The sequence below is a fragment of the Bacillus sp. FG16 genome (assembly GCF_057809515.1).
Map to the genome: position 1 here is coordinate 72,649 of NZ_JBMDKC010000009.1, position 17,198 is coordinate 89,846.

At 32.3% G+C, this 17,198-nt stretch carries 17 protein-coding genes and 2 pseudogenes; 13 read left to right on the forward strand and 6 right to left on the reverse strand.

The window, feature by feature from the left end; translation table 11 throughout:
- Positions 1 to 62 precede the first annotated feature (62 nt).
- The 4 genes from ACODS7_RS05635 to ACODS7_RS05650 all read left to right on the forward strand — a co-directional run bounded on the left by ACODS7_RS05635 (position 63) and on the right by ACODS7_RS05650 (position 3,348).
- Positions 63 to 767 carry a 4'-phosphopantetheinyl transferase family protein gene (locus tag ACODS7_RS05635; RefSeq protein WP_042968931.1) on the forward strand — a complete coding sequence of 235 codons (705 nt, stop codon included), beginning with the start codon at positions 63 to 65 and terminating at the stop codon, positions 765 to 767.
- Positions 754 to 1,476 (forward strand): thioesterase II family protein, encoded by a 723-nt coding sequence (locus ACODS7_RS05640; RefSeq protein ID WP_029442330.1) that lies wholly within the window; start codon positions 754 to 756, stop codon positions 1,474 to 1,476. Before ACODS7_RS05635 ends, ACODS7_RS05640 begins: the two co-directional genes overlap by 14 nt.
- Before the next feature lie 374 nt (positions 1,477 to 1,850).
- Entirely contained in the window at positions 1,851 to 2,615 is a 765-nt protein-coding gene (locus ACODS7_RS05645) for an SDR family oxidoreductase (RefSeq protein ID WP_243168152.1), read from the forward strand.
- 247 nt (positions 2,616 to 2,862) lie between these two features.
- Positions 2,863 to 3,348: a DUF4879 domain-containing protein gene (locus ACODS7_RS05650; protein ID WP_029442331.1), complete on the forward strand. Its 486-nt coding sequence runs from the start codon at positions 2,863 to 2,865 to the stop codon at positions 3,346 to 3,348.
- A gap of 954 nt (positions 3,349 to 4,302) precedes the next feature.
- On the opposite strand, the pseudogene ACODS7_RS05655 reads toward ACODS7_RS05650, so the two are convergent.
- Together ACODS7_RS05655 and ACODS7_RS05660 are read right to left on the reverse strand one after the other, a co-directional pair.
- Positions 4,303 to 5,318 (reverse strand): annotated as a pseudogene (locus tag ACODS7_RS05655) (hypothetical protein).
- 230 nt (positions 5,319 to 5,548) lie between these two features.
- Positions 5,549 to 6,136 carry a VanZ family protein gene (locus tag ACODS7_RS05660; RefSeq protein ID WP_235182075.1) on the reverse strand — a complete coding sequence of 196 codons (588 nt, stop codon included), beginning with the start codon at positions 6,134 to 6,136 and terminating at the stop codon, positions 5,549 to 5,551.
- Positions 6,137 to 6,346: 210 nt separating this feature from the next.
- Between ACODS7_RS05660 and ACODS7_RS05665 the strand changes: the two genes are divergently transcribed.
- Positions 6,347 to 7,129, forward strand: coding sequence for an alpha/beta fold hydrolase (locus tag ACODS7_RS05665; RefSeq protein ID WP_043938095.1), 783 nt, complete (start codon positions 6,347 to 6,349; stop codon positions 7,127 to 7,129).
- A 266-nt stretch (positions 7,130 to 7,395) separates the two neighbouring features.
- Positions 7,396 to 7,599: a hypothetical protein gene (locus ACODS7_RS05670; RefSeq protein ID WP_048565330.1), complete on the forward strand. Its 204-nt coding sequence runs from the start codon at positions 7,396 to 7,398 to the stop codon at positions 7,597 to 7,599.
- Between the two features lie 35 nt (positions 7,600 to 7,634).
- On the opposite strand, the gene ACODS7_RS05675 is transcribed toward ACODS7_RS05670, so the two are convergent.
- The gene (locus ACODS7_RS05675; RefSeq protein WP_016081591.1) at positions 7,635 to 8,102 is read right to left on the reverse strand and encodes an ASCH domain-containing protein; all 468 of its coding nucleotides are present in this window, start codon (positions 8,100 to 8,102) and stop codon (positions 7,635 to 7,637) included.
- Between the two features lie 301 nt (positions 8,103 to 8,403).
- Between ACODS7_RS05675 and ACODS7_RS05680 the strand changes: the two genes are divergently transcribed.
- Positions 8,404 to 8,604, forward strand: a complete 201-nt coding sequence (locus ACODS7_RS05680) for an alpha/beta-type small acid-soluble spore protein (RefSeq protein WP_000002881.1) — start codon at positions 8,404 to 8,406, stop codon at positions 8,602 to 8,604.
- Between the two features lie 79 nt (positions 8,605 to 8,683).
- On the opposite strand, the gene ACODS7_RS05685 is transcribed toward ACODS7_RS05680, so the two are convergent.
- On the reverse strand, positions 8,684 to 9,244 hold the full coding sequence (locus ACODS7_RS05685; RefSeq protein ID WP_029442338.1) for a hypothetical protein: 561 nt from the start codon (positions 9,242 to 9,244) through the stop codon (positions 8,684 to 8,686).
- A gap of 162 nt (positions 9,245 to 9,406) precedes the next feature.
- Here ACODS7_RS05685 and ACODS7_RS05690 point away from each other — a divergent pair, with 162 nt between their 5' ends.
- Together ACODS7_RS05690 and ACODS7_RS05695 are read left to right on the forward strand one after the other, a co-directional pair.
- Complete coding sequence (locus ACODS7_RS05690; protein WP_029442339.1) at positions 9,407 to 9,931, forward strand: DUF6843 domain-containing protein; 525 nt, start codon at positions 9,407 to 9,409, stop codon at positions 9,929 to 9,931.
- A 20-nt stretch (positions 9,932 to 9,951) separates the two neighbouring features.
- The gene (locus tag ACODS7_RS05695) at positions 9,952 to 10,185 is read left to right on the forward strand and encodes a hypothetical protein (protein ID WP_029442340.1); all 234 of its coding nucleotides are present in this window, start codon (positions 9,952 to 9,954) and stop codon (positions 10,183 to 10,185) included.
- 397 nt (positions 10,186 to 10,582) lie between these two features.
- On the opposite strand, the gene ACODS7_RS05700 is transcribed toward ACODS7_RS05695, so the two are convergent.
- Entirely contained in the window at positions 10,583 to 10,747 is a 165-nt protein-coding gene (locus tag ACODS7_RS05700) for a hypothetical protein (RefSeq protein WP_173927950.1), read from the reverse strand.
- 111 nt (positions 10,748 to 10,858) lie between these two features.
- Complete coding sequence (locus tag ACODS7_RS05705; RefSeq protein ID WP_243168151.1) at positions 10,859 to 11,317, reverse strand: DUF5065 family protein; 459 nt, start codon at positions 11,315 to 11,317, stop codon at positions 10,859 to 10,861.
- A 1,584-nt stretch (positions 11,318 to 12,901) separates the two neighbouring features.
- Here ACODS7_RS05705 and ACODS7_RS05710 point away from each other — a divergent pair.
- The 4 genes and pseudogenes from ACODS7_RS05710 to ACODS7_RS05725 form a co-directional block, all read left to right on the forward strand.
- Positions 12,902 to 13,243, forward strand: coding sequence for a YncE family protein (locus ACODS7_RS05710; RefSeq protein WP_243168150.1), 342 nt, complete (start codon positions 12,902 to 12,904; stop codon positions 13,241 to 13,243).
- Positions 13,209 to 13,958, forward strand: coding sequence for a YncE family protein (locus ACODS7_RS05715; protein ID WP_243168149.1), 750 nt, complete (start codon positions 13,209 to 13,211; stop codon positions 13,956 to 13,958). Before ACODS7_RS05710 ends, ACODS7_RS05715 begins: the two co-directional genes overlap by 35 nt.
- Before the next feature lie 549 nt (positions 13,959 to 14,507).
- Complete coding sequence (locus ACODS7_RS05720) at positions 14,508 to 16,475, forward strand: penicillin-binding transpeptidase domain-containing protein (RefSeq protein WP_243168148.1); 1,968 nt, start codon at positions 14,508 to 14,510, stop codon at positions 16,473 to 16,475.
- Positions 16,476 to 16,881: 406 nt separating this feature from the next.
- Positions 16,882 to 17,142: pseudogene (locus ACODS7_RS05725) on the forward strand (RNA polymerase sigma factor); the annotation flags it as partial.
- Positions 17,143 to 17,198 lie beyond the last annotated feature (56 nt).

The window sequence follows — 17,198 nt, forward strand, 5'->3', positions numbered from 1 at the left end:
TAACGTTCATATATGAAGTAATTCTTTAAAAAAGGAAGTGATTTATTATACAAATTCAAGCTGTGAAAATACCAAAGAATATTGAAAGTCATTTGCTTAAGCAACTTAGTTACTTGGTTTCAAATGAGAAGAAAGAACGAATGAAGCGTTTATTAAATTCATGCGACATTAATAGAACTCTGATAGGAGATTTACTAATTCGATCTCTAATCTGCCAAAAGTATAAAATTAATAATGAAGAAATTAGATTTATATATAATGAGTATGGAAAACCTTTTGTTGAAAAATTTTCTGACTTTCATTTTAATGTGTCACATTCAGGAGAATGGGTGGTTTGTGCTACTGCTAATTTTAATGTGGGTATTGATATAGAAAAAGTTTCAGAAATAGAGGCTTTTAAATTAGCGCATGAATTTTTTTCAGAGGAAGAATTTTATGATATATCTAATATGAATTCTGATGAACAAATTAATTATTTTTATGATTTATGGACATTAAAAGAAAGTTATATCAAAACGATTGGAAAAGGACTTTATATCCCGTTAAATTCATTCTCTATAAAAAAAGAGTCACGAACTTTAATTTCATACAAGCATATACCTAAAAACTTTTACTTTAAACAATATAACATTGATCCAAATTATAAGTTATCTGCTTGTGCAACAAGAGATGAATTTCCACAAGAGATAATAATTAAAGACATTTATACAATTTGCCAAAATATATACAAATTTGAAAGTAAGGAGAAAATCAATGCAGAAGACTAAACTTTTTTGCTTTCCACATGCTGGGGGATCTGCGTTTAACTACGCAAAATGGAAAAATTACTTTAATCCATATATTGAAGTAGTCCCGATAGAATTAGCTGGTAGAGGATATAGAATCGAAGAAAGCTTGTACCAAGGTATGGAAGAGGCCGTAAATGATGCCTACACTAGTATAGTTAAGCAAATAGATGCTTCGCCGTACATTCTATTCGGGCATAGCATGGGGAGTTTGATTGCCTATGAAGTAGCCAGGAAAATACAGGATTCTAATAACGAATTACCTGAATTTCTTGTTTTGTCCGGTAGAAACCATCCAAATAGTAAAATAAAAAATATCCGATATAATCTTCCTAATGAACAATTTAAAAGAGAAGTTATTGCAATGGGAGGTACACCATCTGGGGTACTTCAATCAGAAGAATTAATGGAGATTTTTCTCCCTATTTTAAGAGCAGATTTTAAGATTGTCGAGACATACATTCATGATAATAATATAAAACTATGTGATATTGATTTTCTTATATTTAATGGGGAAAATGATGAATTTACTACATATGATCAAGTAATAAAATGGGAACGATACACAAGTAAAACGTGTACTTTTCATTCTTTTGAAGGTAATCATTTCTTTCTAAATGAAAATATTGAAGAAATAGCAAAGAGTATTATAGGAAAGTTAGATTCTAAAAGATTATCAACTAGTTTTTAGGATTTTTCAAAGCATGCTCATGCCTAAGAAATAAAAATATTAAAGATGAAAAATATAGGTATTGCTGAAATATTATTGAATATAGACATAGAAGCCTAAACGAACTGTTTAAAGGCAGAAACTCTAAGCAAAATGTACATGAATAGCTGGATTTACCTATAATACCATCTAGATTCTTTATTGATTCTTAGTACAAGGTACATAACAGTTAGGGATGCTGTATGTAAAGCTAATGAATATGTGAAGTGAAAAGGCCGACTCTTATAATTATGAGTGGGCCTTTTAGTTTTATGGATATCAAATTAGTGAGCAACATTTCAAAGGGTATTCTGTGATATAAATAAGTAGAATTTTTTAAACAAGGGGATGATGAGATGAATAAATTGAAGGGGAAAATTGCATTAGTAACAGGGGCTAGTAGAGGGATAGGCCGAAGTATTGCCTTACATTTGGCACATGCTGGTGCGTTAGTCGTTGTTCACTATAGTAAAAGAAAAGAAGAAGCAGAAAGTGTAGTGGATAAAATTAAACTAGATGGCGGTTCTGCATTTGCGATTAGTGCAGACTTAAGTACTTTTAATGGCATTAATAACTTGTATTCAATGATGGATCAATCTCTTCAAAAATATATAGGTAATACTACATTTGATATCCTTGTAAACAACGCTGGAATTGGGCAGGTTTTAACGTTAGAGGAATCTACAGAGGAGTCTTTTGATGAGGTTATGAATATTAATGTGAAGGCTCCATTTTTCATTATTCAAAAGGCTTTGCCGTGTTTAAAAGATGGAGGACGGATTATAAATATTTCGTCTTTTGTCACAAGAGTAGCCTCCCCAAGTGTTTTTGCCTACAGTATATCTAAGGGGGCAATAAATACACTCACTCATACTTTAGCTCAACAACTTGGTGCTCGTGGTATTACAGTAAATGCAATTCTCCCAGGCATAATTAACACAGAAATGAACGCTGAGACGCTGGGGAATAGAGATGGACAAAAATATGCTGCAGGTTTATCGACTTTTAATAGGTGGGGAGAACCTAATGATATAGCTAATATTGTAGGGTTTCTTTCTTCATCAGATAGTCGTTGGATAACTGGTGAGTTAATCGATGCAAGTGGTGGATCTTGCTTATAATACTAGAGGAAAAGTCAATTTAAATTAAGGTGACTTTGCAATTCTATTATTTATTTGTTAAACCAGTGAACTATGTACCATTTTTTAGTTCTTAGAAAATGGGTCCAAATGTGGTAAGTCAATCAGGGGAGAGAACTAATTATACTTTAGTATGATTTATGATAAGTATAAAGGGTAAAAAGCAATGAATATGCACAATTTCATATATAAATGGGTACTTTTTGTTAACTCTTTTAAAGGGAAGGAAATGTATGAAATTATTATGATAGAATCAATTTGTATTAAATGGAAAGGGGATGAGTGTATGCTAAAAAGAATGATTGTAGGAGTTTCATCATTAGTAGTGGGAGCAACAGTTGGCTTAGCGACAGATGTATCTGCAGCACCTGCACCACCATTAACATCATTAAATGTAGTAAAAGTTGAATCTCAATTAGGGGGAGTTGAATTTATTGGTCCAAACAATTTAAGTACGGTTAAAGATCATGGAGGAAGCTATTTATACATTTATACAAATGAAATGGGATACGGTAGAAATCCAATTGCCCAAATGAGTGGGCAAAAACTAAAAAAAGTAGATTCTAAGATGATTGATATTAATGGTGATAGAACAGTTGATGGTTGGGAGTATAAATGGGATGCTTCGGGACAGCAAAATGGACAATTCAAATATCAAAACACATCTACAAATGCACCTTGGAATACATTATCTACGTCATTAAATATTAAATAAACTAACAGAAGAATTCGATGTTATTTTTTTATGTTTGTTATATGTGTAATGTTTGGATACCTAAAGGAGTCTACGTTTTTAAGTAGGCTCTTTCTAACTAATGATAAGATATCAGTAAATTGATAAACTATTTCGTCTAATCGGCAAATTAAAAGTTTACATAACATTTTTCTGGTAAATAATTCTGGGTGTAATAGTGTAATCAATAAAGTAAGGAAATCTTTCATAAAATCAATTAAGTTATTTAGTGGGTCTTTCATCATAAATATCTAAAACTACATATTTATGAAATTTTATAAAATTTTCACTTTATATTTAGTCCTAAATCATACGATTTTAATACAAAATACTATAATTTGATTAGTAATAGCAGTGAAAAAACATTAAATATATCTAGATTTTAAAGCTAATGTTACTTTATTACGTAATTTGTTTAAAGGGATATATAGGGTTGTTATTCAATGTAACTAAAATAATTTAAACGGAAAGTTCCGTATCCCTGCTGAAGGAGGTAGATGTCTACCTGCTAGGGGTCGGATATATTCAGCATCTAGAAACATTGGAATGAAAAGTGTAGAAAACAAATAGTGAAAAGGGAACATATCTTGTGTTTCCTTTTTTATTCTTGTAGATAAGTCTGGTGAGAAAAAGGGGATTTCTGCACGTAACATGATCTCATTGGTATACTAATTGTGTTTTACGTATAGCTGTGGGTGTGATGGTATTTGTAATTGATACGAGATTCCGTCATTCTTTTCATGAAATTGAATTTTATGTGTATACACCTATATAGGTTTGATATAAAAATGGAGCCCTATATGAATAGGATCCTATTTTTCACTTTTTCCTCTACAGCTAAAGATTTTTTGTTTTTTTAGTGATTTTCTATTTTCTATTACAAATTGAAAGACTGTGCTTTCACATCAAATAATAAACATGAAAAGGGCTTTCCATTTAATTCTTAAGAAGTCTCCCTGTTACAAGATATTCAATGTTATTAGCTTCTTGGATTTCTTTTGATAATAACCAAATTGTATTTTTTGTTCCAGTCTTATTTTTAAATTGATGTCAAAGTTTTTCGTATTTAGTTCTTCTTTAAGGATTGTGGTTACTTTGATTAAATCCTCAATTAAAGGGAGATTGTTCTCGAATATAGTATTAGTGGTATTAATAACTAAAGTCACTATATATTTTCTATATTTTTCATCATCCGAACTTGAATACGCAATCCCTTCAATTGAAAATCGATCGTTTTGCATTTCATGTAATTTTTCTTCTACTTTGGTGTGCGTTTTAATCCGATTTTTCCATTATTCGTTTTTGGGGTCTTTCATTGTAGATTTCATTGTTTGTAACAGTTCTTCTTTTGTTATCATTTCTTGCACATTTTTAAAAGGTTCACCTAAAGATTGGCCAGTATGATCCTTAATTTCAAGTTCTGTTATCTTTTTATTATTCTCCTGAATGAGTTGAAATAGAGCATATAAATGATCTAATTCTACTGAATTCAATTGGCTAAAGTCAATTGAATTACTCATTTGCAAAGTTAATAATAATTCATTAGTTGGTTTCCCTTCATCTGATCTTCTATCCTCTGACAAATATTGAAGAGTGTTATCAGTTTTAGTTTCCACGTATCCTAACTTTTTCATTTCTTCTAGAGTTGGTTGGAATTTCTGATATGCCTCAAATGTTTTTTTTCCATATTTGTATTCATCACTTTTTATGGATGAATAGAAGAGACCATCTACCTCTACTCGAAATTGAATATTTTTATTATTCTTTGCTTGCACAGTATGGTATGCATGCCCCATATTATTTTCATTTAAAGGGCTCATATGTGTTACAACAACATCGATTCCGTGTTTTTCTTTTATATATTTTTTTACCTCATCTTCATTAACTTGATTACAACCACTCAAAAATAAGAAATATACTATTAGTAATATTACATTCTTTCTGTTTTTCATATAAATGCTCCTTGCGAAAAAATCATTCTTAATAGTGTAGCACTCTGCCAATACTTCTATTTCTTCTTCATATACTCTAATTTTCATATAGTATAAACCAGTAATTACTTGAGAAATTGTATACCTACTGAAAGATTATAAAGGGTACATCTAGTATTTTGGAAATCACCCACGTTATGCAAAAATAGTAATGAGCTGCTCAAATGAACGGCTTATTACTATAAAAATCGTTATTGGAAGTTATTTTGCATAGTAGTCTTCGCATTCGATGTTTTTAAGAGTTTTGGAAATAATTTACACATTCGGTTCCAGAATAAACATCCTACTAATGTTCCAATGGTGTTCAATATCACATCGTCTATATCTGATGAACGACCTGCTGGAAAGACATATTGGATAAATTCAATTAGCAGAGAAAATACAAATCCTATCATAGTCACTTGATAAATAGAAAGCTTTGCGTGATATTTCCAAAATAAGATGAAGCCAAATGGCATAAATAGGATAATATTAAACAATATATTTTTGATAGGAACCATAATATCGACATAATTGGTCATAAGCTTATACATACCAATAAACGGAATCAAGTTTACAACTCGTATTTGTTCCATCCCAGTAAATCTTGGTGTAACGGTAATGAGTAAAATTGCAATAATCGAAAGAGGAAACACTATGTTCATAAAGATTGTGTTTTTCTGTATAACTTTATCTTTCGCACTTTTTTTTGCCAATACAAATGCAATTATACATACAATAACGGTTGCGATTAAAAATAGTGGAACGACATGTCCAAAAGATCGCCATAACTGTGTCATATTTTCCCATCCTTTTTTAGGTTTATTTTAACATGCTCAAATCGATAAGAACATATTGAATTTCCCATCTATATAACGCGAATTTCATGAATTATTATTTGTAGTCGAACTGGTCTTTAGAGCAATTTAGAGTAGACTTGAAACAGCATAGATTCTCTTAAGCTGAATATCTTATTGTAGAGGCAATCTTTATTACATGGGGGAGTCTGCATGGGATACTTAATACCTGTTGAATCTGATGTAAGAATTTTTGTAGAAGATATAAATTCGAAAGGTAAGAAAACAATACTTTTTATACATGGGTGGCCATTAAACCATAAGCAATTCGAATATCAGTACAATGTACTTCCAGCAATGGGATATCGATGTATAGGCATTGATTGGAGGGGGTACGGCAATTCAGACAAACCATATAGTGGATACAATTTTGATAGATTGGCAGATGATATAGCAGTAGTAATTAAAGCGTTACAGCTTAAAGATGTCACACTAGCAGGACACTCCACAGGTGGTGCAATTTCAATTCGTTATATGGCTCGTTATCAAGGATTTGGAGTATCCAAATTAGTCCTAATTGGTGCTGCATCTCCGACTAGTGTGGAAAAAGAGATTGCGAATAAGTTCATTACAGACACACTGAATGATCGCCCTAATATGTTGCAGGGTGTAACAAATCAATTTTTCTTTCAGAAAATCACTGGACCATTTTCCGAATGGTTTCTACAGTTAGGATTGGAAGCGGCTAGTTGGTCGACAGCTGCGATTATGAGAACATTGAGAGATGAAAATGTGTATAGCGATCTTGGTAAAATAAATGTACAGACGCTAATTATTCACGGTATTCACGATAAAATTGTTCCATTTACTAAAGGAGAAGAGACGCAAAAATTATTGGGAAATGCACAACTTGTACCTTTTCAATTCAGTGGTCACGGTACATTCTGGGAAGAGCGGGAAAAGTTTAACCAGGTTTTAATCCAATTTATTGGATGATAAAATACACTATGTAATATGTACGTAGGCTAAATAGTAAGTAATAAAAGGTACGCACTTGATTAAAAACTCTATTCTGAGAGTTCCTTTTATTTTCAGCTATTCACTTCATCCAAAGTTGTATGAGAAGGAGATAAGCCTTACCGATACACAATTACTAAAGGTATAAAGGAACAATAAAGGATAAGTATGGTATAAGAAGGGGAAAGTTGTTCTGCTTTATCCGCGAATGGCTCTAGTTTTGAACCAAATAGTGAGGCGTTAGGATGATGGGATTGATTACAGTATCTCGATATATTGAAGAACAGACACGTAAAGAATTAGCAGGTACAATGGCGTACGATGAAATTGAGAATGAACTATCCAAACAGTATCAACGGTTTACTAAGGATTACGAACAGTATAGATTACAAAACCCCTGTATTAAGGGGATTTTGTTTTTTTACATGACGAAATGCTTAAAAACATAATATAAAGATTAAACATGTTTGATTTTCATCCATGTTTAATCTTTATAGACATCCATTACTTTAAACGTTTGACAAACGAGCATTAAGTCTGGAGTAAAAGTAAGTCCATACCGACTTAATTCCCAAGTGAAAAATTTAACGTGCTCACTATACCAATAATCATAGCTTAAATCTCCTTCACCCTCAGATCTTGCAAAATTACTTGTTACTTCATTCATTTTTAGTAAATCGATCTTTGTATATTTTATAATTGCTAATGGATTATTGTCTCCATCCAATACAATATCATACTGACCAACTTTTTGAATTTCTTCCCCTTCAAGCTCATAAATACAATGTGCAGCGCATGTTCCTGTTTTGATTCCTTTAACTACTAAACTTCCTAATTTATCTCCCATTTCTTTGGAACCATCTCCAAACATCCATGCATCTGGAACGCTCATGTTTAACTCATTTTCTTTAGCGTACATATACCAATATTCTTCTATCTTATTAAATGACATCAGTCACTCATCTCCTTAATATTTAAATATTTCGAATTTAACACGTGGCATATTATCTGTCAATATTTTAGAAGAACTTGTAATACAATTACATCGATAAATTTTTTGTAAAATAAAACTCTTCATAATCATATTTCACATTATGTAAACTCATGCAAATAAAGAAAAATTGTACTGTTATTATGCTGAAATTGTAATCGGAAAGTAAAATGGTTGAAAAGTACACGTTATAAATGGATTTATTTACTAATAATATTTTCTTTGTTTCGTAGCATATTAAACGTACAGGAGGTGATATGTGATGGCAAACAATCGTAACAACTCTTTAGTGGTTGCAGGTGCAGAAAGCGCACTGGATCAAATGAAATATGAAATTGCACAAGAATTCGGCGTACAATTAGGCGCGGATTCAACTGCAAGAGCGAACGGCTCTGTAGGTGGAGAAATCACAAAACGTCTCGTTGCTATGGCAGAACAGCAACTTGGTGGATATAACAAATAATGCTAGGTATAAAGTAGAAAAAGGAGAGATTATATCTCTCCTTTTTTTGTATAATATTCGATTTTGAATATTTTATTTGTTATCTATCTTGTCTCTTATTACTTGTATCTTCCAGCCACTTAGCAACAGATTCTTGCATACGAGATTCTAATGATTGAATCGTTTCATTTGAGATAGTGAGTGCTTGATCCGCATACTTTTTCGGGAACATGTTGCGCAAAGTAGGTTCATTTTCAGCACCATCTCCTGGTTCACGGTAATCCTCCCCATTTTTTGTGACTGTCACACGGACTGGAAGTAAATGTCCTGCTTGAGAAACTGTTTGTGTTTCGCGGTTGTATCCTTGCATGAGGGAATGAAGGTAGACATACATTTTTTCATCCTTCATTTCAGTTCCATAGATTACATGTGTCTCAAATTGTTTTTCTGTATGATTTAATTTGTCTTGATTCCAGGCAATGATACTTTCTGAAATAAGGGAATCTAGTTTGCTGTTAAGCGGAATGTCCGTTACATCCTTTGCATCATTTTGGACAGAATCACACCCTGTTGCAATGAAAACGAGTATGACAATGCTTACGGTAATCATTATTCTTCTCAAAATCTTATTTTCATATGTTAATGCAAAACGTCTGCCCATCGATTCACTCCATTTCTCTTCGAGCCAATCATCCACTGACATCAATCTTTTATATGACAATAGTAAAATCGACTTCAAACTAGAAACTTATTCTATCCAAGGAAATATATTGCATTATATAATACATACTATACCATTCTTACACATAACGGGAGAAACTCTATGAGAAAAGTTATAATGTATTGCGGGATCTTTATTATGATTCTTTTAAGCGGTTGTATCCGATTTGGAAAAGACACTACAGATACCATTTATCTCATTCCAGAAGCATACGAAGGAGACCTATTGGTACTATATAATGTTCCAGGAGCTGAGTTGTTGCCAGAAGAAGATGGGTTTCGTGTTGTTATTTTTTCTGCAGACGGGACCGCAGTAACATCAACACCTAATATGAAATATGGGGAAGTCAACGATACCTATTACACGGTTAACAAGGAAGGAAAGCGCACCAAACTTGACGAAAGCTGCATACGCGTTGGTTCAAATGGAAGCACTACTGAAAACATTGATGAAGAAAATGAGCATACTTTCTCATACGCGAAATTGGAAGTCACATCTAGTGCATGCTCACAAAGCTTCTCATCATACGGGAGAGAAGTACCAGAAAATCAAGAACATCCTGTAGAGAAGAAACTGAGGGAATTATTGGTGCTCGTAAAAGAGCAGTATATGAAAGTGAAATACTAAATTTTCAAAAGGGTGAATGGATGATGTTAGGGATAGGGTTGATTGTATTAGGCATTTTACTTGTCAGCGTTGTATCTTACCGAGAAATAAAGAAAGCAGGGGGCGTTACCTGGATTGAAATTCTAGTCTACCCCTTTTTATTATTAATATGCGCGCTACTTGAGCATATTGATTTGCCAGGGTTTTTAATATTTTTAGGTTTGGTATGTATTGTTTTTGGTAGCTGTATGGTCATGGGCGTCAATATTCTATAACATTAAGAGCAAAGCATCTAGTTCAGATGCTTTTTTATTTTATTTTGTAATTTTTATTTTTAATGTCTATCACACTAGTTACCCAGACATACAGGGTTCCAAGTGCTGGTAAAAAACTTAGCAAGTTGAATGTATTCTCTATAATATAGAATGAAATAAAAATGGAGGAAAAATAAATAGACAATGGAAGAAAAATGTATACGTCACGTTTTAAAGATTTTAAACTTTGCACTTTATTCACCTCAGCTTTTCTGGCATTATGTTTTAAATAAGAACCCGTAAATTTGCAGATTCTCTTGGTGATGATTTTAAAATATGTAACTCAATTTTAATCATAGAATATATTGGGTCACTATAAAAATCAAATATTAATTTTCTAAAGAATCCTATACAAACCTTATTGCGTTAGAAATACAGACCTAATTATAACCGTTGTAAATGGATCCAATTCGATTTCGGCCATCCCAGTATCCGCATCATAACTAGTAACACATCCTGTCATCCCTTTTAAAATACCAACATGGATTGTTACATTCGCATTAACTGTTACAATTTTCTTCACATTCAGCTCCGTTTTGATAATATGCTTTGACTTCCTGCGTGATCATTTATTCGTTAGATAACAAAAACGCACCGTAACCCAGTGCGTTTCAGACAAATATACCTATATGTTTTACTTTGTAATTTGGAAGGAGCCACCATAATAATATGAAGTGTCTACCTTCAGTACTGCAACATATGTACCTGGTGTATAAACCGTTGTAATTGGTGTTGTGAACCTAGAATAGTAGTGATGCCCAGCCTCACCTGCAGAAATGGTTTTGTAGCGCTGCAATTCACCTTCTCCGTTCAATCGATAAATCTTTACAACACCCACATCTTTTCCGCCTATATACACCGTCATATCAAACGTACCACCTTGTTTTAACCTACCAGGGGCTAATTCTTTTAGATAGTCCGCATTGTGATGCAATAAGAAATACGTTTGCCATGGCCAATCATCCACAACAGCTGAAGCTTGCTTAATCGTATGTACTTCAGCGCGCGCTTTATCAGGTAGCGTACTGTCTAAAACGATAAAACCCGAAAAGGTTAAGGCACCGATTAAAGCAAATGAACATAATTTTTTCATATTAAATTCCTCCCGTTTATCTGACATTGTCATAGTCCAATTACAGGTATTAGGTTGTCATCCATTAATTGGATTATTATTCTAAAATCAATATATAATTTTCTTTTAATTTAATCAAATTAGAATTTTCTAACAAGTTATGAGGATAGATAAAATTCCATCTTTCTCCGTTTTTTCTATCATACAAAAGAAAGAACAGAGGCGATAAAGAAATTTTATTCCGCTCTCTTTTCAAATTAACAACATTTCCCGTTTGTACGGTACGAGACTATATTAAACATAAAATAGACACGAAAGGGGATTGGAATTAGCGAATATTTACATGGAATCTAGGAGATGCAAGCTCAACATTTCATAACGGATCGATGGTTCCATTTCAACAGACTCCGAATCCTACAGAAATTTTGTTCTGTTTATTCATGAGGTAACGGAAGAGAATTTAGAAGAATTTGCTACAATTGCTCATCAGTATATAGAGGAGGCCATCCATTGTTACAATCACGGCATTGTAGAAGAAATAGGTTAAAAGAATAAAACATACTGTTCCAAATTAATATTCCGTGTGTTTTTTGAACATATATCTATTGCTTTTATGTATATATTGAATATATAAATATATTGTGTTATGGTATGAATTAGAAACTCGCGTGTTTCAAATACAACATTTTTATCTTCTTGATGACCTCTTATCTTTCCGTAAGAGGTCTTTTTTTATCCTTTTGTATTGCATAGCCGTTAAAATACTATGAAAAGATACTAGAGACTACTACACTGTGATATTCTCTAGTATTTTTTCTTTATCAATATTATATATTGTTGGGTAACGATGAATTATTACTTTTTGTATAATTTTCATACATCCTGCAAATACGTTATTTTTTAGTAGGCAATTAAAATTTACATACATATGTAGCAAGTTTTTTCTTAACGTACGAAATTCTCGTTATGCATCACTATCAACTTAAGATCATGTATCTTATGATGAAAATAATTCTATCTTTCTATTCATTTATTCGAAGATTCTTAAAACTCTTGCGATAAAACGTGAATGTATTTATAATTATAGTTAGTTAAGCTAACTAATTATATTTAGCTTTTCAACACAGGAATAGTTCAATAAAAAACAAGAATCTGAAGCAAATTTGTCAATCTATAGAACGATTCCCTAAAGAATAGAGCTGTACGCAGAATGAATTTAAAAAAACGGCAGCTAAGCTTGATTTACTTATGTTATGAGTATCTGATAATGCACGAGACAAAGAAATGGTATTTCGCTAATTACTTACTTTCTGTGCTTTTTGTGCATCATTAATTGAGGAGTAAAGTATTGGAAGGTTATTAAATAAAATACATGTAAGTATAAAAGCTAAAGTTGGAGAAGGTAGATAAATACGTTGGATTATTAAATTCAACTTATTTTTACGGAATAAAAGTTAGTCTAGCTTATTATAAGTCAAACTAATTTAAATGAAAGGAGGTGAAAATTGTTTATAATTTGTCTTAGTAATAATACAAAATATTTAAATATGCTGATTTCTATGGAACTTAAGAAATTTGGAACAAATAACAAGGAGGGTTTAATTAATGAATATTTCTAAAGAAAATAATCCTATATTGGCGGTCGTTAGCTCCAGCGGTAATCAAATCCATTTCTTCAATGCGAAAAATTTTGAAAGAATAGGGGTTATAGATTCTCCAGTTACAGAACCTCATGAATTATGTTTCGATTCTAAGCGTCAATTGTTATATGTAAGTATTACTTATCGCTCAGGTTTTTATAGAAATAATCCGGAAAAAAGCCATGAAATTTTAGTTATCGATATTGATCAATTTAAAGTAATTGATATCATTAATATCTCGCCGGAATTTGCACCACATGGTTTAGTTTATAATGAAAAAAAAAGACTTATTGTATGTAAGTGTTGAATCTGGTGAAGGAGGAATTTTAATTATTAATCCTAACACGAGAAAAGTGCTAGATAGAATCTCTACAGAAGCAGCAGGTCCACATTGGTTTGTTACGAATCCAGATGGTACAAAAGGATATTCCTCTAATAAAGAGGCGCCCTTTATATCGGTTTTAGATACACATGATAAGGAGTTAATTGGAAAAGTATCTATGCCCTATGGTAGTGAAGAACTAGCTATTTCTCCTGAAGGTAATCGAGTTTACATCCCTTCACCATGTTTACTTGGAGACTACAAAGAGGAGCAACCTACACTTAGCATCATTAATACAGAAACCGATAAAATTATAAAGACAAAATCATTTTCAGATTTAATTACTCCGGTTCATGTAACGAATGATGGGAAAGTATTGGTAGGACATACGCGTTTTCAGAATAAGAATGGAGAGAGAACAAGAAATATGTTTTCTCCAGCACCAGGGTATGTTTCTGTTCTTGATGGAGAATCGTTAAATGTGTTAGGTACAATAGAAGTAGATTTACTCCCAATTACAATGCGTTCTTCTACGGACGGAACGGTTGGATATGTTTCTAACCTTAGATCAGGGACAATAAGTGTATTAGATTTAGTTAATTACAAGAATGTTCATACCATTGAAGTTGATCCAGGAGATCGAAATGCAGATCCTTCTGTAAATCAAGGAGCTCACGGTATAGCATATATAGAAAGATAAAATAAGAAAACGCTATTCTTTTTGTAGAAATTTACAGAAAGTATGGCGTTTTTTATGTATCTATTACTTTCTGATGAATTTCAATTAGGTCTATTTTTTTGCTGGTTAGGAACGCGTGTTATTCATTATTGACTTCTGATAAATAGATTATGTTTCCATGTTAAAAGAGTAGGCAAAGTTTTTTAATGCTCGTTATTAGCTTCTGCATGAAATTAATTTTGGATAATTGATTATTGTATTCTTCTAATTGGATTAGATATTCATAATTAATTTGCAACAACCAAACTTCTTTGAAAACGAACTAAAAGGTATTTTAAATGTATTTTTCAAAACACCACTAATCATGTTAACGTTTGCTAAATATATACACTCCTTAAGTTTGTAAGAAGCTTACAAACCTCCTTCTTCCAATGCAACTTAAGCGTAAATTAATTTTTTTGTAAATATGGAACAATGTCATTACTTACACTGTCTATTAAGCGTTAAAACATTTTTTATTAAATAAATTAAGAAAGGAATCATCATTTTTAACTAAGGGAGAAGATTGAATTGAAAAAATTATGGATGCTGCTTTTCGTTTGTTTCGCAGTTATGTTGGTAGGATGTAATAAAAACGAACCGCCAAAACAAGCATTTGAAGAATATATCAATTTATGGAATGATAAAAAATTTGCAAATATGTATGATCATTTATCAGATCATGGCAAAAAATCGATTTCTAAAAAAGAATTTACAGAAAAATATCAAAAAATCTATGAGGGGATTGGAGCTAAGAATTTAAAAGTTAAAATGAAAGGAGAGAATACGAAAGATAAAGAGCTTTTTCTTTTTGAAGTTAAGATGGATACGGATGTAGGACCAGTTTCATTCATCCACGAAGCAAAACTTGTGAAAGATAAAGAATCTTGGAAAATAGATTGGACACCAGACTTCATTTTCCCAGGTATGAAAAAAGATTACAAAGTACGTATGCAAATAGAGCAAGGAAAACGCGGAGAAATATATGATCGCAATGGAAAAGGGCTTGCAACGAATGGTAAAGCAACTGAGGTTGGAATTATTCCAGAGAAACTAGGCGAAACAGCAGCGCAAACGAAAGAAATAGTAGCACAATTACTTGATATGTCTATAGAAGAGGTCGAACAAAAGCTCACAGCAAAATGGATAAAACCAGACTCCTTTGTACCAATTGGTATTTTAAAAGAGGGAACCAGACAGAATGATTATATTGAATTAGAAGGAGTTTCATCTCGCCCAGTAAATATTCGTACGTATCCATTAGGTGGAGCAGCGGCACACTTAACTGGATATATAGGAAAGGTGAATGCGGAGGAGTTAAAATCACTTCAAAAACAAGGTTATCAAGCGGATGATTTAGTAGGTAAGACCGGTTTAGAGAAAGTGTTAGAAAATAAATTGCGTGGTGAAAAGGGTGGACGCGTATTTATAGAAGATGAGAATGGCAAAGAGATTAAAAACGTAGCAAAAAAAGAAGCAAAAGAAGGAGAAAATGTTACGTTAACAATTGATGCTGCAATTCAAGAAAAAATCTTTAATGAGATGAAAACTGAAGCAGGATCTAGTGCAGCGGTCAATCCTAAAACAGGTGAAACAATCGCACTTGTAAGTAGCCCTGCTTATAATCCAAATATAATAGTTAGAGGAGCATCGAAAGCCCAACGAGAAGCATGGAGTAACGACTCGAAACTACCAATGACGAATCGCTTCACACAAGCATTTGTACCAGGTTCCGTATTTAAAACGATTACAGGTGCAATTGGTTTGGAAACAAACACAATAAATCCGAAGGAAGAATTTAAAATTCAAGGTTTGAAGTGGACAAAAGATTCAACTTGGGGAAATTACTATGTAACGCGTGTGAAGGATGCAAGTCCAATTGATTTTGATAAGGCAATGAAGTACTCTGATAATATTTATTTCGCTCAACAAGCTTTGAAAATGGGAAAAGATCAGTATGTAAAGGAATTTAAAAAGTACGGATTTCATGAAAAATTACCAATCGAATACGAATTTCCTATTTCAATCATTGCAAAAGATGGGATAAAAAACGATATTCAACTAGCAGACACGGGCTATGGACAAGGACAAGTATTAATGACACCACTTCATTTAGCATTAACATATGCACCGATTGTGAATGAAGGGAATATTCCGTCGCCACATCTTTTAAAAGAAGCAAAAGTAGCAGGGAATTGGAAAGAAAATGTGGTTTCTAAAAAGAATCAAGAGATATTAAAGAGTGCATTAATCAAAGTCATTAATGACCCTGATGGCGCAGGGAGAATTGCAAAGGTTGATGGTGTGACGCTTGCTGGTAAAACTGGTACAGCAGAACTGAAAGAGTCGAAAGAAGCAGAAGGAAAAGAACTGGGATGGTTCGCAGCTTTCGATGCAAATGCGCCAGACATGATTGTTACAATGATGATTGAAGATGTAAAAGGAAGAGGAGGAAGTAACGTTCCAGGTGAAAAAGTAAAACATGTATTTCAGAAATAATATTTAATTATAAGGTGAATTATTTCACTAAATTTATTACATGTTTGCTTAACTCAAAGATATAAATTGGGGGAAATATAGAACAATTAAATTTCAAAAAAGCATTCTTTCTAATCGAGAATGCTTTTTTGCTGTAATTCTAGAAAAGTTGACATTGTTAATGGTAAATAGAAGGGGATAGCAAATTGAAATGGACAAGTAGAGTGTTACGTTAAATTCAAAAAAAATAGATTATTGTGAGTGGATTTTTATCATTGTATGCTTTGCTTGTTTTTTAGTAGTATTATTCTGCCTGAAAAAAGATAAACAATGGAACAAATGAAACTTGTATCTTGTCTATATATTGAAACCATAATAAAAGTGAGGGCAGTTTTTATGTTTATTCAAATAAGTTTGAGGTGTGGAAATGGAACAGACGTTTATTGAAAAGTGTAATCATGATGAGCTGGACTATGTTATAAAAGACTATTGGCAAGATGTATGGAATTATTCATTTATTATTACGAAAGATCCACACTTATCAGATGATATCACGCAAGATGTATTTATAAAGGTGTTTAAAAATTGGAATTCATTTCGAAAGGAGTCATCTATTAAAACGTGGATATTAAAAATCACAAGAAATACGGCAATAAACTATTTGAAATCATCTTATTTTAAAAGGATATTGTAAATGTCAAGATGATCATGTACATTTTCACTTGTTTAAGCATGTACAAATTT

Coding starts and splice junctions, on each gene's coding strand:
- ACODS7_RS05640 (WP_029442330.1), top strand. CDS start 754: ATGCAGAAGACTAAACTTTTTTGCTTTCCACATGCTGGGGGATCTGCG.
- ACODS7_RS05645 (WP_243168152.1), top strand. CDS start 1,851: ATGAATAAATTGAAGGGGAAAATTGCATTAGTAACAGGGGCTAGTAGA.
- ACODS7_RS05650 (WP_029442331.1), top strand. CDS start 2,863: ATGTATGAAATTATTATGATAGAATCAATTTGTATTAAATGGAAAGGG.
- ACODS7_RS05660 (WP_235182075.1), bottom strand. CDS start 6,136: ATGACACAGTTATGGCGATCTTTTGGACATGTCGTTCCACTATTTTTA.
- ACODS7_RS05665 (WP_043938095.1), top strand. CDS start 6,347: ATGGGATACTTAATACCTGTTGAATCTGATGTAAGAATTTTTGTAGAA.
- ACODS7_RS05670 (WP_048565330.1), top strand. CDS start 7,396: ATGATGGGATTGATTACAGTATCTCGATATATTGAAGAACAGACACGT.
- ACODS7_RS05675 (WP_016081591.1), bottom strand. CDS start 8,102: ATGTCATTTAATAAGATAGAAGAATATTGGTATATGTACGCTAAAGAA.
- ACODS7_RS05680 (WP_000002881.1), top strand. CDS start 8,404: ATGGCAAACAATCGTAACAACTCTTTAGTGGTTGCAGGTGCAGAAAGC.
- ACODS7_RS05685 (WP_029442338.1), bottom strand. CDS start 9,244: ATGGGCAGACGTTTTGCATTAACATATGAAAATAAGATTTTGAGAAGA.
- ACODS7_RS05690 (WP_029442339.1), top strand. CDS start 9,407: ATGAGAAAAGTTATAATGTATTGCGGGATCTTTATTATGATTCTTTTA.
- ACODS7_RS05695 (WP_029442340.1), top strand. CDS start 9,952: ATGATGTTAGGGATAGGGTTGATTGTATTAGGCATTTTACTTGTCAGC.
- ACODS7_RS05705 (WP_243168151.1), bottom strand. CDS start 11,317: ATGAAAAAATTATGTTCATTTGCTTTAATCGGTGCCTTAACCTTTTCG.
- ACODS7_RS05710 (WP_243168150.1), top strand. CDS start 12,902: ATGAATATTTCTAAAGAAAATAATCCTATATTGGCGGTCGTTAGCTCC.
- ACODS7_RS05715 (WP_243168149.1), top strand. CDS start 13,209: ATGAAAAAAAAAGACTTATTGTATGTAAGTGTTGAATCTGGTGAAGGA.